At 71.2% G+C, this 14,708-nt stretch carries 12 protein-coding genes; 10 read left to right on the plus strand and 2 right to left on the minus strand.

Translation table 11 applies throughout. The features are described from left to right. The first annotated feature begins 428 nt into the window (after positions 1-428). The 4 genes from WMF34_RS03460 to WMF34_RS03475 all read left to right on the plus strand — a co-directional run bounded on the left by WMF34_RS03460 (position 429) and on the right by WMF34_RS03475 (position 6,252). A complete protein-coding gene (locus WMF34_RS03460; RefSeq protein WP_437992408.1) occupies positions 429-1,193 on the plus strand; it encodes a PP2C family protein-serine/threonine phosphatase in 765 nt (254 codons plus the stop codon). A gap of 1,185 nt (positions 1,194-2,378) precedes the next feature. Then, positions 2,379-4,055, plus strand: a complete 1,677-nt coding sequence (locus WMF34_RS03465; protein ID WP_437992409.1) for an L-aspartate oxidase — start codon at positions 2,379-2,381, stop codon at positions 4,053-4,055. A gap of 83 nt (positions 4,056-4,138) precedes the next feature. After that, complete coding sequence (locus WMF34_RS03470; RefSeq protein ID WP_437992410.1) at positions 4,139-5,014, plus strand: CPBP family intramembrane glutamic endopeptidase; 876 nt, start codon at positions 4,139-4,141, stop codon at positions 5,012-5,014. Further along, positions 5,011-6,252, plus strand: coding sequence for a patatin-like phospholipase family protein (locus WMF34_RS03475; RefSeq protein WP_437992411.1), 1,242 nt, complete (start codon positions 5,011-5,013; stop codon positions 6,250-6,252). The genes WMF34_RS03470 and WMF34_RS03475 overlap by 4 nt, the downstream gene beginning before the upstream one ends. 36 nt (positions 6,253-6,288) lie before the next feature. On the opposite strand, the gene WMF34_RS03480 is transcribed toward WMF34_RS03475, so the two are convergent. Continuing rightward, positions 6,289-6,789, minus strand: a complete 501-nt coding sequence (locus tag WMF34_RS03480) for a YchJ family protein (protein WP_437992412.1) — start codon at positions 6,787-6,789, stop codon at positions 6,289-6,291. Positions 6,790-7,034: 245 nt separating this feature from the next. Here WMF34_RS03480 and WMF34_RS03485 point away from each other — a divergent pair, with 245 nt between their 5' ends. The 3 genes from WMF34_RS03485 to WMF34_RS03495 all read left to right on the plus strand — a co-directional run bounded on the left by WMF34_RS03485 (position 7,035) and on the right by WMF34_RS03495 (position 11,093). After that, positions 7,035-7,502, plus strand: a complete 468-nt coding sequence (locus WMF34_RS03485) for a Tudor-knot domain-containing protein (RefSeq protein ID WP_012233278.1) — start codon at positions 7,035-7,037, stop codon at positions 7,500-7,502. 176 nt (positions 7,503-7,678) lie between these two features. Then, a complete protein-coding gene (gene fusA, locus WMF34_RS03490; RefSeq protein ID WP_437992413.1) occupies positions 7,679-9,766 on the plus strand; it encodes an elongation factor G in 2,088 nt (695 codons plus the stop codon). A 10-nt stretch (positions 9,767-9,776) separates the two neighbouring features. Beyond that, on the plus strand, positions 9,777-11,093 hold the full coding sequence (locus tag WMF34_RS03495; RefSeq protein WP_012233280.1) for a hypothetical protein: 1,317 nt from the start codon (positions 9,777-9,779) through the stop codon (positions 11,091-11,093). A gap of 93 nt (positions 11,094-11,186) precedes the next feature. Here WMF34_RS03495 and WMF34_RS03500 read toward each other — a convergent pair whose 3' ends face one another. Then, positions 11,187-11,621: a DUF6918 family protein gene (locus tag WMF34_RS03500; protein ID WP_437297728.1), complete on the minus strand. Its 435-nt coding sequence runs from the start codon at positions 11,619-11,621 to the stop codon at positions 11,187-11,189. 625 nt (positions 11,622-12,246) lie between these two features. On the opposite strand from WMF34_RS03500, the gene WMF34_RS03505 reads away from it, so the two are divergent. The 3 genes from WMF34_RS03505 (at position 12,247) to WMF34_RS03515 (ending at position 14,702) form a co-directional block, all read left to right on the plus strand. Further along, positions 12,247-13,059, plus strand: a complete 813-nt coding sequence (locus WMF34_RS03505; protein WP_437992414.1) for a hypothetical protein — start codon at positions 12,247-12,249, stop codon at positions 13,057-13,059. Positions 13,060-13,262: 203 nt separating this feature from the next. Beyond that, complete coding sequence (locus tag WMF34_RS03510; protein ID WP_231864667.1) at positions 13,263-13,811, plus strand: OmpA family protein; 549 nt, start codon at positions 13,263-13,265, stop codon at positions 13,809-13,811. A 150-nt stretch (positions 13,812-13,961) separates the two neighbouring features. Beyond that, positions 13,962-14,702 (plus strand): MotA/TolQ/ExbB proton channel family protein, encoded by a 741-nt coding sequence (locus WMF34_RS03515; protein ID WP_012233284.1) that lies wholly within the window; start codon positions 13,962-13,964, stop codon positions 14,700-14,702. The last annotated feature ends 6 nt before the right edge of the window (positions 14,703-14,708 follow it).

Below are 14,708 nucleotides of genomic sequence, written 5' to 3' on the forward strand. Positions count from 1 at the left end.
AGGATGTGGAGTGGGACCCCGAGCTGCACTGCGAGCACTGCATCGCGAAGCGAGCGGCCTGGGAAGCGGTGATGGAGGAGCTTGCCGCACGGTCGGGGAGCCGACCGAAGCTGCGGCTGAGCCCTGGGCGGGAGAAGATTCCACCGAGGGCGGGTAGGCGAAGCAGGCGGAGCAAGGGCCGCTGCAGGCGGCTGCTGCTGAAGATGGTGCGACTGGCGCGTCTCGTGCGCGATGATTTTTGAGCGCCTGAGCGAAAGGTGCCGTCGCGAGCTCCCAGATCGAGCGAGCAGCCGCTGATGGCCTGAGCACGCCGAGAGGGCGCACGGCGGCGGCGCGGCGCGCTGGGCGACAGAACTGGAGACCGGCGCACCACGAGCATGGTGCGCGCTGACTCGGCTCGTCCTTGCGACGGGCGTGCGAGGTGGAGGATGGTGCGTCCGACGATCGCCATCGAGGCAGGGGCGGAGGCCCTCGTGTCGAGGCGCCGTGCGAGCAACGAGGAGCGCTCTGGGGAGTTGCCTTGCCTGGGGCTCTTCCTGGTCACGGGCCGGCCTGGCGGAGAGGTCGTCTCCCGCACGGCGATCGAGATGGTGTATCCCGCTGTCGACGCAGCCAGCGTGGACGACCTTGGTGCTGGTGAGATGATTGCGTCGCTGTGCCGGGACGAAGTGCGGCTCATGATGAGCCCGCGCCGAACAGGTCGCTCCGAGGATGAACGTCCGGGGCCGGGGCCGAGCGGCGTGCAGGTGACCTTCGCCGGTGTGCTGCTCGCGCCCGGGACGGCGTATATCGCCTACGCTGGCGATATGCACATCTACCGGTTCCGTGGGGGGAAGCTGGAGGCGCGAACGCGTGAGGATGCGGCGCTCGACGGTGGGGCGTTGGACAGATCCTCCTCGCCGGATGCCCCAGCCGTGCTGGGGCAACACGCCAGCGCGGCCACTCGCGCGCTCGGCTGCGACGCGGCGGTGGAGATGACGGCCCAGGTCGAGGACACGGAGCCGGGCGACATCTTCCTCGCGTGCTCGGGGGGCCTCTGGGGCTCGGTGTCCGAGCAGCGCATCGCCGGCATCCTCGCAGCGCACCGTGAGCTGCGGCTGGCGGCGAGCCTGCTGATGGACTGCGCTCATGAGAACGGCGAGCCCGAGCAGGCAATGTGCGTCCTGGCACGTGTTGCGGGGTCTGTGGGTTGAACTCGTCAGGAGGAGCGGTGCAGCAGCGCCGGAGCGCGCGCAGGCCCGGAGGGCCGAGCACGGGCCGGGGTGGGCAGCATTCTTGTGGGCGAAGGTGACGGCGCGAAGGGGGGGCGCCGATCCTCCCGGGAGCCAGGCCGGCGCCGGAGCGAGCGGAGGCAGCGGCGAACCCCGCGGCTGCGGCGGACTGCCCGGGGAGGGGGAGCGGCGAGCAGAGCCCGCTGGACTGCTGATCGCGGTGAGCGCTTCAGAAAAAATGAGAGGCGGTATGATTTCGTGGCAATTTCTGACGGCGGAACGTAACTCGGCAAAACGGCAATCCTGATTCGAAGAAACCCCTTGGCGAGCTCATTCGTTGCCGGCAGAATGGGCGCCGCCCGAATTCAAGGAGCCCCATGCCGAAGCACCGAAGGTCCCGCGGAGACGACCCTCCTCCCTCTGGTAAGCGCCCCAGCTTGAGCAAGATGGGGGAGTGGGAGCGGATGTGGGTACGGAGGCTGGGTCTCGAGGACATCGACTGGGATCCCGAGAAGTATTGCGTGCACTGCATCGCAGAGCGGGAAGCTCGCGAAGCGGCGGCGGAGGAGCTCGCGCCGCCGTCAGGGCCCAGACTGCCCGCGTCGCAGAGCCTCGTGTGGGCGAAGAACCAACGCCCGGTAGGTGGTCCCAAAGCGCGAAGCAGGCGTCGCCCCAAGCTGATGCTCGTGCCCTCGGTGCACCGCAGGAGCGAGGACGCTTGAGCGAGAGGCCCCTTCACGAAGGGGCCGGATCGAGCGAGTCGACCAGAGGGTGTGGGGGACGCTGGCTCTGATGGGCTGTCCGGGAACCTGTCGTGTTGTGCAAGAACACCGCATCTCGGGCATCTTCGCTGCGTCTCGCGAGTTGCTGCGCGAGTCGCACCTTCGCGAGTCGCGCCTTCTGATGGATGGACTGCGCTCATGAGCTCGCGCTGCGAGCCCGCGCGCGCGACGTGCGCCCCGGCGCGCGTCGACAACGGCCGAGGCGCTCAGCCATGAGCGCGATCAGCCCGTGCGCGCGCCCACGCCTCGCGCTGGCTCATGCCGGCGCTCGGCTCTCCCCGGCCACGCCGGCCTCCCGCCCGAACGCCCGGCCGCAGCGCCATCGCACGCAGGAAGCGCACCACGGCCTACCTCCGTGCGCCCCGCTCCTGCTACCCTCCTGGCCGTGGCGATAACGACCGATTTCCTCGTCATCGGTAGCGGTGTGGCTGGGCTGACCTTCGCGCTCGAGGCGGCCGAGCACGGCGAGGTGATCATCGTCACCAAGCGCGCGCGCGACGAATCCAATACCAAGTACGCCCAGGGCGGCATCGCCGCGGTCTTCGCCCCGGACGACTCCCCCGAGGCGCACATCGCCGACACGCTCGAGGCGGGGGCGGGCCTCTGTCACGAGGTGGTCGTCGAGATCTGCGCGCGGGAGGGGCCCGAGCGGGTGCGCGAGCTCATCGCGCGGGGCGCCCAGTTCGATCACGAGAACGGCCAGGTGCGCCTCGGGCGCGAGGGCGGGCACTCCGCGCGGCGGATCGTGCACGCCGCCGACGCGACCGGCCTCGAGATCGAGCGCGCGCTCCTCGAGCAGGCCCGGCAGAACCCGAACATCCGCTTCGCCGAGCACCACACGGCGATCGACCTCATCCCGCTCTCCCGCTTCGGGGGGCCGGACATCTGCGCCGGCGCCTACGTGCTCGACGAGACCGACGCCGCGCTGAACGGGCCGCGGCAGCGCGACTCGGAGCGGCCGGCGCCCAGGCACCGGCCAGCCTCGAAGCCGCACGTCGTCGAGACCTACCTCGCGCGGGCGACCGTGCTCGCCACCGGCGGCGCAGGCAAGGTCTACCTCTACACGACGAACCCCGACGTCGCGACGGGCGACGGCGTCGCCATGGCCTACCGGGCAGGCGCCGAGATCGCGAACATGGAGTTCTACCAGTTCCACCCGACGTGCCTGTTCCACCCGGAGGCGAAGAGCTTCCTCGTGAGCGAGGCGCTGCGCGGCGAGGGCGCCATCCTCCGGCTGCCGGACGGGAAGGCCTTCATGGCCAGCCACGATCCACGCAAGGATCTCGCGCCGCGCGACATCGTGGCGCGGGCCATCGACTTCGAGATGAAGCGGACCGGCTCGGACTACGTGCTGCTCGACATCACCCACCGGCCCGCGAGCTTCGTCCGCGAGCACTTCCCGACCATCCACGCGCAGTGCCTCCGCTACGGCATCGACATCACCGCGCAGCCGATCCCCGTCGTGCCGGCCGCCCACTACATGTGCGGCGGGATCACCACCGACCTCTACGGCAGGACGACGATCCCCGGGCTCTGGGCGATCGGCGAGTGCACGTGCACGGGGCTCCACGGCGCGAACCGGCTCGCCTCGAACTCGCTGCTCGAGGGGCTCGTCTTCGGCCAGCGCGCGGCCGCGCGCCTCGGCACCCAGATCACCGAGCTCCGGCAGAGCCCGTTCCCCGATGTGCCCGAGTGGCAGGCCGGCAACGCGGTCGCCAGCGACGAGGAGGTCGTCGTCGCCCACAACTGGGACGAGCTGCGCCGCACCATGTGGAACTACGTCGGCATCGTCCGCTCCGACGCCCGCCTCCGGCGCGCCGCCCGGCGGATCTCCCTGCTCCAGGAGGAGATCCGCGAGTACTACTGGAAGCACCTGGTCACCCGGGATCTGCTCGAGCTGCGCAACATCGCCACCGTGGCCGAGCTCATCGTCGGCTGCGCCTCCGCCCGGCACGAGAGCCGGGGGCTGCACACGACGATCGACTACCCGGAGACGAGCGATCGCCTCGGCACGGACACGGTCGTGAAGCGGGGCGTCCTGCCTTATCTGCGAGGTCGATGAGCGATCTGCACGGCACCCCCGGCCCTCCGCCGAGCGGCGGAGGGCCCGGTCCGCTCGCCCGGCGAGGCGGCGAGGAGCGACCGATGTCGATCCCCGGGGCCATCGGCTGGACCGTGGGCGTCACCGCGCTGTTCCTGTTCCTGCTCGGCCTGATCTCCTCCTTCCGGATGGAGCCGGCGCTCGACGGCGCGGGCTCGTTCCGGGCGGCGCCGAAGCTCGACGTCATCGGCAGCTTCGCGTGCCAGGCCGCGGCGTACCTGCTCGGGCTCTTCGGCGTGCTCCAGGTGCACGCGCCGCGCGCGTCGATCCGGCAGTTCCTCGGCGTGCGCGGGACGCACGTGGCGTTCTATCCGCTCGCGATCGCGCTCGGCTTCGCGCTCGAGGGGCCCATCGCCGCGCTCTACACGGCGATCGAGGCGCGCTGGCCGTCGGGGATCGACGACGCCGAGCTCGTCCGGGTCTTCGTCGACGCGAGCGCGCCCGAGCGGGCCGCGCTCGGCCTCATCTTCATCGTGCTCGGCCCCGCGCTGGAGGAGGTCTTCTTCCGGGGAGCGCTCGTCCGCCCGCTGCGCTGGACGCACCGCGCGCCGCTCGTGATCGCGATCACGGCCGCGCTCTTCGCGGTGGCCCACGTCGGGTGGCAGAAGTTCCTGCCGATCGGGATCTTCGGCGCGGCGCTCGGCGTCCTCCGCGTCGCGAGCGGCTCGCTCTTGCCGTCCATCCTCCTCCACGGCACCTACAACGCCATCCAGTGCTTCTCGCTCCTCTCCGCGGCGGGCGCGGGGGCCGCCGACGGCGCGCCCTCGGCCGCCGGCGCCGCGCTGCCCGACGCCGCGGCGAGCCCGGTGTGGCTCGTGGCGGTGAGCTCCGCCTCCGCGCTCGTGTTGACCGCGCTCGCCTGCGTCCTCGGCCGTCGCGCCGAGGGGGCGGCCCGCGCGAGGGAAAAGGACCTCTCATGATGCCGGCGTTCGGGAGCCAAGGCGGCGGCGCGAGCCGATCCGCGCAGATCGCAGCGGGGGACGGCGAGGGCCGCTCCTCCGGGACCGTGGACGCGAGCGGCGAGGGCCGCGCTGCCCCGCGCGCCGGGGCGAGGCGAGCGCGCGTCAGCCTCTGCTTGCCGGGGGGCGGCCTGACGGGCGCGCTCTACCAGATCGGCGCGCTCGCGGCGCTCGAGGATGGCGTCGAGGGGATCGACAACCAGAGCTTCTCGCTCTACCTCGGGCACGGCAGCGGCGCCGCGGTCGCCGCGGCCCTGGCGGGCGGCATCCCGATCGAGCGGCTCTACCGCGCCCTGCTCGATCCGGTCGACAACTTCTTCCCGCTGGAGCGCAGCCACCTCCTCCACCTCGACGTCGGCGAGTGGCGGCGCGCGCTCAGCACCAGCCTGGTCGCGCTCCGCCACGCGATCGTCCGGCTCACGACCCGGGGCGACGCGACCCCGAACGCGCCGGCGCAGCAGTACCTGTTCGAGCAGCTCGATCGCTTCAACGACTCGCTCCCCGCGGGGCTCTTCCAGCTCGATCGTTACGAGCGGTTCCTCGGCGAGTTCTTCCTGCGGCGCGGCATCCCGAACTCGTTCCGCGCGATGCCGCGGACGCTGCGCATCCCGGCGCACGACCTCGACTCGGGCGAGCGCGTCGTCTTCGGCGCCGAGGGGTTCGACCACGTCCCGGTGTCGCTCGCCTGCGCGGCGTCGCTCGCGCTCCCGCTGTTCTTCTCGCCGGTGCGCGTCGAGCACCGCCACTACCTCGACGGCGGGCTGGGCCACGTGGCGCACCTCGATCTCGCGCAGGCCGCCGGCGTGGAGCTCACGATCGTCGTGAGCCCGCTCGTGCCCGTTTCCACCGCGCACCGCCCCGTCCCGACAGGGCACGGGGTGCGCGAGAGCGTGCGCGACAAGGGCATGCTCTGGATCTTCAACCAGGCGATGCGGATCGGCGCGCACGCGCGGCTCCACCAGGCGGTGGGGCGCGCGCTCGCCGAGGGCAAGATGCAGGTCCTCGTGCTCGAGCCCGCGCAGAACGACGCGCTGCTGTTCCTCCACAACCCCGCCAACCTGCGCGCGCGGCGCGCCATCCTCGAGTACGCCTACCGGACGACGCGCGAGCGCATCGCGGTGTGGATGGACAAGAACCGCGCCGTGGTCGAGGCGATGGGCTGGCACGAGGCCCGCGCGTCGGGCACGCCGGCCGGCTGAGGCGCATCGGCCGCCCGCTCGGCCGGCGAGGGTCGGTCAGCTGGCGAAGGACGAGAACCGGGCGATCGTCAGCTCGTCGGGCGGGATGCTGATGCGGGCGCGCGGGATGGCGACGCCGTGGAGGTAGCGCCAGCCCTCGCCGTCGTGGAGGAAATCGGACAGCTCGACGAACGATCGATCGACGCCCGCCTCGAAGATCTTGGCGAGGAAAAGCACCGACGCGGAGTCGCCGCTCTGCAGGCTGTCGAGGATCTGGAGGCCCCGGTACCGGTGGTGGTGGATCGTCACCTTCAGCTCGCGGAGCACCTGGTCCCTGTCGCGCCCGCGGTCGATGTGGCCCATGTGCAGCGTCCGCCAGAGGTAGGCGGTGTCTCCGACCGCGAACGCGGCGTACCGCGAGCGCATCAGCGCCACGGCGTCGGGCGCCTCGCGATCGCCCAGATGGCAGGGGGCGCAGCACTCGCGGTACGAGCGCCCCGAGCCGCACGGGCACGGGCGGGAGAGGGTCCCCGTACCAGGACGAACATCTCGGGTCATGAGCGTTCTCTACACGGGTTCGTGCCCCGGTGCAGCGCTCTGGGAGGCGTCGGGATGGGGCGCGGCGGGCGTGGCGGGGCGCGCGACAGGACGGCTCACCACGGCATGGCGCGGCCTGCGGCAGGACGACCCGGCACGGCAAGGCGTGGCCCGGCGCCGTCGCGCCGTCCAGCGCCGACCCGCGCGCGTCCCTGAGCGAAGCCTCTTGCGGGGCGCCGGCGAGGACGGTAAGGCGGGCGGGAAGTATGCCCGCAGCGCGCGCTCACGCCGCGGCCCTCCTCCTGGCCCTCGCACTGGTGCTGGGGGGGTGCAAGCGCCAATACGCCATCGGCGATCACGTCCTCGTGGCGTGGGAAGGGAACGTCTACCCGGCCGAGGTCATCGAGGTCCTGGGTCCGACGAAGTTCAAGATCCACTACCAGGGGTACGACGACATCTGGGATGAAGTTGTACCTCGTGACCGGATCCGCGGCCTCGTCGAGGGCAACGTCGTCCACCCTCCGCCGCCGCCGAAGGTCCGGAGCAAGGGGCTGCAGGCGTCGCAGACGAACGTCTACAAGATCGGCGACAGGGTCCGCGTCGAGTGGCACGGGCAGATGTACCCGGCGGTCGTCACCGGCATCGTGGGGCAAGAGCGCTACCGCATCCACTACGACGGCTACGGATCCGAGTGGGACGAGACGGTCGGGCTTTCCAGGATTCAAGCCAAGTAGCGTGAAATGTTCACGCGCGATCATTTTCCCCCTGGCGCTGGCCATGGGGCCGAATTAAGAGCCGCGCCGAATTTCTGACTGGGCGATCGCAAGAGTGCGCCGCCCGGCTGACGTTCGATGCGTGCCGCACGCCCTCCACGGGCACGCCCTCACGGGTGCGCGGCGGGGAGCCTTCTGTGATCAGCGAACTGTCCAAGCTGCGCAACATCGGGATCAGCGCCCACATCGATTCGGGCAAGACAACGCTGACCGAGCGCATCCTCTTCTACACCAAGCGGATCCACGCCATCCACGACGTCAAGGGCAAGGACGGCGTCGGCGCGAAGATGGACTCGATGGATCTCGAGCGCGAGCGCGGGATCACCATCCAGTCCGCGGCCACGCACTGCTTCTGGAACGGGCACCAGATCAACGTGATCGACACGCCCGGCCACGTGGACTTCACGATCGAGGTCGAGCGCGCGATGCGCGTGCTCGACGGCGCGATCCTGGTCCTCTGCGCCGTCGCCGGCGTGCAGAGCCAGTCGCTCACGGTCGACCGCCAGATGCGCCGCTACGGCGTCCCGCGCATCGCGTTCGTGAACAAGTGCGACCGCGCCGGCGCGAACCCGCTGCGGGTCCGCGCGCAGCTGCGCGAGAAGCTCAACCTGAACCCGGTCCTGCTGCAGCTGCCGATCGGCCTCGAGGACAAGTTCGAGGGGGTCGTCGACCTCATCGCGATGAAGTCCTACCGGTTCGAGGGGGCGAACGGCGAGAAGATCGTCGTCGGCGACATCCCGGCCGAGATGGCCGACGAGGTGAAGACGGCGCGCGAGGAGATGCTCGACGCGCTCTCGATGTACTCCGACGAGCTCACGGAGGCGATCCTCGAGGAGCGCGTCACCGAGGAACTCCTCCAGAAGGCGATCCGCGAGGCGACCGTGAAGCTCCAGATCGTCCCGGTGATGATGGGGTCGGCCTACAAGAACAAGGCGGTGCAGGTCCTGCTCGACGGCGTGACCCGCTACCTGCCGACGCCCGCCGACATCACGAACAAGGCCGTGGATCTCGACAAGGACGAGGCCGAGGTCGTCCTGTCGAGCGACTCGGACAAGCCGCTCGTGATGCTCGCGTTCAAGCTCGAGGACGGCCGCTTCGGCCAGCTCACGTACCTGCGGGTCTACCAGGGCAACCTGACCCGCGGCGGCGAGATCACGAACACCCGCACGGGCAAGCGCCACAAGGTCGGCCGGCTCGTCCGCATGCACGCGGACGAGATGGAGGACATCGACTCCGCGGGCGCGGGCGACATCGTCGCGATGTTCGGCATCGACTGCAACTCCGGCGACACCTTCACGGACGGGACCCTGAGCGTCGCGATGACGTCGATGCACGTGCCCGACCCCGTCATCTCGCTCACCGTGACGCCCAAGGACAACAAGGCCCAGGCGAACATGTCGAAGGCGCTGCGCCGCTTCACCAAGGAGGACCCGACCTTCCGCGTCGGGGCGGATCCGGAGAGCGGCGAGACGATCATCCAGGGCATGGGCGAGCTCCACCTGGACGTCTACATCGAGCGCATGAAGCGCGAGTACGCGGCCGAGGTGGTCACGAGCCCGCCGCGCGTCGCGTACCGCGAGACGATCACGCGCCGCGTCGACTTCAACTACACGCACAAGAAGCAGACCGGCGGCTCCGGTCAGTACGGCAAGGTCGGCGGCTTCATCGAGCCGTGGACGGAGGCGCCGTTCCGGTTCGACGATCAGGTCGTCGGCGGCGCGATCCCGCGCGAGTTCATCCCGGCGGTCGAGAAGGGCTTCGTGTCGATGCTCGCCAAGGGGCAGCTCATCGGCGCGCCCGTCACGGGCGTGTCGGTCACGCTGAACGACGGCGCGGCCCACGCGGTCGACTCGTCCGACATCGCCTTCCAGGAGGCCGCGCGCGGCGCCTGGCGCGAGACGTACCCCAAGGCCGGCCCGCAGATCCTGGAGCCGCTGATGAAGGTCGCCTGCGAGGGGCCGAGCGAGTACCAGGGCGGCATCGTCGGCATCCTCATGCAGCGGCGCGGCATCATCGTCGGTTCGACCGAGGCAGACGGCTTCTGCCGCGTCGAGGCCGAGGTGCCGCTCTCCGACATGTTCGGCTTCTCGACGGTCCTCCGCTCCGCCACCCAGGGCAAAGCCGAGTTCACGATGGAGTTCTCGCGCTATGCTCCTCTTCCGGCGGCGCTTGGTGAGGAGCTCATCAAGAAGTACCGGGAAGAGCAGGCGAAGAAGGCCAAGTGAGGGGGTCGGCATGTACCGCAAAGAGGTAAACGAGCGGAGCCCCATGCGGGTCTTCGAGGGGTCGATGCACGGCGGGCTGGGTCGCGGCAACGTCGGCGTCATCGTCTCCCGGCCCGGCGTGGGCAAGACGGCGTTGCTCGTGCAGATCGCGCTCGACGATCTGCTGCGGGATCGCCGGGTCCTCCACATCTCGCACGAGAACGCGGTCGATCACGTCCGCGCGTACTACGACGAGATCTTCCACGATCTCGCGCAGTCGATGCGGCTCGAGGAGCCGGAGGCCGTCCGGCTCGAGGTCGAGCGGCACCGGCAGATCTACTCGCACCTCGGCCACGTGAAGGCGTCGGCCGACGCGCCCGAAGAGGCGGCGCGCCTGTGGGTCGAGAAGATGCTCGAGACGGTGGCGTTCGCGCGCGGCGTCGCCCACTTCGAGCCCGACGTGATCATCGTCGACGGCTTCGACGTGGCGGTCGCGTCGGAGCAGGCGATGGAGGCGCTCGGGCGGCTCGCGAAGGAGCGCTCCGCCGAGGTCTGGGTCGCGGCCCAGATCGACGAGGCGGGCCCTCCCGGCAAGCTGCCTGCCGCGCTCCAGCGGGTCGAGCGCCACCTCAGCGTGGTCGTCTACCTGCAGCCGGAGCGCGACGTGGTTCGCCTGCGGCTGCTGAAGGACCACGGCAACAAGGATCTCGCCGATCTCCACCTGCGGCTCGATCCCCACTCGATGCGCGTCATCGACGAGGACGTGCGGCCCCCCTCGGAGCGGCCGAAGGACCCGCGGACCTTCCGCGTGCACTCGGGCGGCGCCAAGGGGGCCGAGGCCGAGTTCGGGGCGTGCGCCGAGCGGTACGGGGTGCAGGAGCTGAACTACAGCTTCGAGGGCCACCGGCTCCTCGAGCGCCAGCGCGGCGTGGTCGTGCTGGGGGACGACGAGCTGCGCAAGGGCGACTTCAGCCTCGTCTACGTGTCGCGGCGCCTCGGCCGCGTGCTGAGCGAGATCCCGCTCGTGCGCAACATCCTCCAGACGATCTGGCACCAGATCAACGCGGCCAGCCAGGTCTTCGTCGTGGGGACGCTCCAGGAGGACGGCACCGTGCGCGGCGGCACCGGCTGGGGCGCGGAGCTCGCGCGCCTCTGGAAGAAGCAGCTGTTCGTCTACGATCAGGAGAAGCGCGGCTGGTTCCGCTGGAGCGGCTCGGCCTGGGAGATGGCGCGGCAGCCGAGCATCACCTGCGAGAACTTCGCCGGCATCGGCACGCAGGATCTCAACGACGCCGGCCGCGACGCGATCCGCGACCTCTTCGCGCGCAGCTTCGGCGAGCCTGGCTGAGCGCCGATTGCAGGGGCGCCCTCCGCCGCGCACGCGGCCGCGGGGGCGCCGCGCTGCAGGCCGGCGCGAAGCGGGCCTGCTGCGCCGAGCCGCTCAGGCCGTGTGCTTCTGGATCAGCTGGGCGAGGCGCGGAACCGCCTCCTCGACGTTCTTCTTCGCTGAGCCGCGCAGCTTCTCGTAGGTGCCGCGCACCACGCCGCTCGACGACGACTTCGCCTTCTCGTCGGTGATGCTGAGGAGCGCGTCGGCGATCCGCGAGCGGTTCGACGTGAAGAAGGAGCTCGGGTTGCCGCTGCTCGCGGCCTCGGTCCAGATGGGGTCGAGCTTCTTGGCGAACTCGGGCAGGAGCTTCTCGACCACCTGCTGGATGAAGCCGGGCTTGATGCCCTTCACGGCCGCGTAGCCGGCCTTGACCGCCAGGCCGGAGAGTCCGCTCTTCGAAGCCACCTCCTCGTCGACCAGCGTGCAACAGTCGGCGACGACCTTGGATTTCTTGTTCGCATCGAGCAGCGTTTCGCTGAGACCCATTCTCGAACTCCTCCGGGCGTTTCGGAGGCCGGTCGCGGCCCCCAGACCCATGTCAGCGTGACCCCCGCGTGACCCCCGGCAGGGAGCCGCGATCACGTCGAGCGGACCGGTGGTCCGCTCCCGACCACATCGAAGCGCGGCTCTTACCACAGCGGCCCGAAGGCCGGCATCGCAAGCGCCCACCCGGGAAACCTTCGGTCCAGGACGGCTCTCGTCCGATGTCGGCCGTCCGGGATGGCACGGCAACGCCGCCACGCGCTCGATTCTCGGAAATGCAGCGCGGAGACCGCATGCATGGCCGCCCCTCGCGCGCCATACTCAAGATGTAATTTGAATCACAGTTTGGCGTAGCGGGCGCTCGCCGCTGTCGTGTCGCGAGGCCTGCGGGGGGCTCATGGACGTTACCTGCGAAATCTGCGGAATCGTCACCACGGTGTCGAGCGACGCGCGCGGCGGGGCTGCGCTCGAATGCAGCGTCTGCGGCGGTGCGATGCTCCGTGCGCACGGGAGGGGTGCTGCAGCGCCCCCGGCGGGAGGCGCCGGCCGGCGATCGAGCCGGCCTCCGCCGCCGCTCCGGCGATCGAGCGCGCCCTCGGTGCCGCGGAGCGACGATGACCCGACGATCATGGATCTCCGGTCGCTCGCGCTGAAGTCGTTCCTCGCGACGCTTCCCGCCGCGACGACGACGTCGAGCGCGTCGGCGGCGGGCTCGGTCGCGCCGGGCAGCGGCCCGGTCGCTCCGGCGGCGGTGGGCCCGACGACCCCACAGGCGATCCGGGGCGCGGAGTCGACCGCGGCGACCGCCTCGAGCGCGTTCGCGGGCATGGCGCCGGTCGGGGTCGATGCGCCGAGCGTGAGCGATGTGATGCGCGTCCACGACGCGCTCGTGCCCGTCACGGTGCCCTCCCGGGCGCGATCACGAGCCCGCGTGCGCATCCTCGCGGCGGCGACCGTGGCCGGCGCCCTGGTGATCGCTGTCGGGCTCACGCTGATCGTCGGCCGGATGTCGCGCGCGCCGGGGGATGACGTCGCGCCGCCTGCAGCGCAGCGCGGCGTGTCCCGGGCCGGGGAGATCGCGCGCGAGGTGCGCGTGCCGGTCGAGGCGCCCGGCCCCCGGAGGACGGCGCTGCGCGGGCTCGACGCGCGCGCGCCCGCGGCCGACGAGGATGAGGCCAGCGCCGCCGAGCCCGTCACGGCGCCGCGGCCGCGCGCCGCGCCGGAGGCGGGCGCGCGCGAGGCCTCCGGGGTGCGCCCGCCCGCCGCTTCGGGCGCCCGCGCCCGGGCTGAGCGTCAGCCGCCGCCTTCGCTCGCGTCCGAGGAGGTGTCGCGGCCTCAGGCGCCGATGTCGCTCACCGACGCGATGGCTGCAGCCGTCGCCGACCCCCCGGCCCCCGCCGCTGCGGACACGCAGCGCCAGGCCGACACAAGCGAGGAATAGCGGAGCGCGGAGCCGAGGGCCCGGGGCGGGCCAATCCGTTGGTGCCCCAAATATTCCCGCGCCTGGATCGGGCGATGCATCGCGGCCCTTTGGGGCGATGCATCGCGGCCCTTTAACGGAATGCCTGTCATCCAGGCGCGCCGGCTCGCCGGCGGGCGCTCAAAATGCTGCAACGCGCCTCCCGGCGTGGTAACGGCATGCCCATGACAAAACTGCCTGCGTTGATCCTCGTGGTCTCGGCGCCCCTTGCCGCTTTCGCGGCCGGCTGCGGCTCCGATCCGCAGCCGCCGGCGAATGTCGCCAGCGACGTCGCGCCCCCTCCGGTGGCGAAGACCGCCGCCCCGCCTGCCCCGAAGCAGGACACCGAGAAGCCGACGAGCGGCTCGATCCGCATCGACGACAAGATCCTCAAGGCTTGCGGCGATCTACCGACCGCCCGCTTCGCGTTCGACTCGACGTCGATCGAGGGCGAAGCGGCGGGCGCGCTCGACGCGCTCGCGCGCTGCTTCGTCTCGGGTCCGCTCAAGGGCAAGGGGATGAAGCTCATCGGCCACGCCGACCCCCGCGGGGAGACGGAGTACAACCTGGGCCTCGGCCAGAAGCGCGCCGGCAGCGTCGCGGAGTACCTCGGCAAGAAGGGCCTCGACCAGGGCCGCATCGCGACCTCGTCGAAGGGCGAGTTCGAGGCGACCGGCACGGACGAAGAGGGCTGGGCGCGCGACCGGAAGGTCGACATCCTGCTCGCGGACTGAGCGCCGCGCCGCGTGCGGCGCCGGGCGAACTTGAAGAGGGCCACGGCCGCGCTTCCAGGCGAGAGAGGGGGCCGCGGCCGCAAACTCCACTGAACGGGGCCGCGCGCGCGGAACCCTGACGAGCCGACTCCCTGACCCGAAGAGATCGAAATGGCCTTCCTGCAAAGCGCCCCCGAGCCGGCGATGACGGTCCCGATCAAGCTCGATCCCGTCTCCCTGGTCCTCCACGCCTCCGGTCCCGTCTTCCTGGTCGTCTGGCTGCTGATCTTCGCGGCGATCCTCGTCTGGGTGATCGCCGTCCTCAAGGTCCTCCAGCTCGCGCGGCTCGCCTCTCTGCAGGCGCGGTTCGAGCAGGAGTCGGCGCACGCCCACTCGCCCGATCAGCTGTTCGCGCTCGCGCAGCGGCACGCGGACGCGCCCGGCGCCCGCGTCGTGATGGAGCTCAGCCGCCGCGTCGGGACGAGCCGGCTCCTCGACTCGATCGCGAAGCGGGCGATCGTGACCGAGACGCAGCGGGCGAGCGCGCTCATGCCGACGCTCTCGTCGATCGCGGCGGCGTCGCCGTTCATCGGCCTGTTCGGCACGGTCTACGGGATCATGGACGCGTTCCTCCGCATCGGTCAGCAGAAGAGCGCGTCGCTGCCCGTCGTCGCCCCGGCCATCGGCGAGGCGCTCATCGCGACCGCGATCGGGCTGTTCGCCGCGATCCCGGCGGTCATCGCGTACAACGGGATCAACAAGCGCGTCGACGACCTGCTCGCCGCGCTCGAGGCCGCGAGCGAGGGCTGGGTGGAGATCGCGTCGCTCTCCGCGCGGGGGATGCAGGAGTCCATCCCGCTCGCGCTCCAGCGGTCGAGCGACCGGCCCACGCCGGTGATGCCGAAGGGCTGAGGGGCG

Origin of the sequence: Sorangium sp. So ce145, from assembly GCF_051525985.1 — a bacterium.
Taxonomy (GTDB): domain Bacteria; phylum Myxococcota_A; class Polyangia; order Polyangiales; family Polyangiaceae; genus Sorangium; species Sorangium cellulosum_B.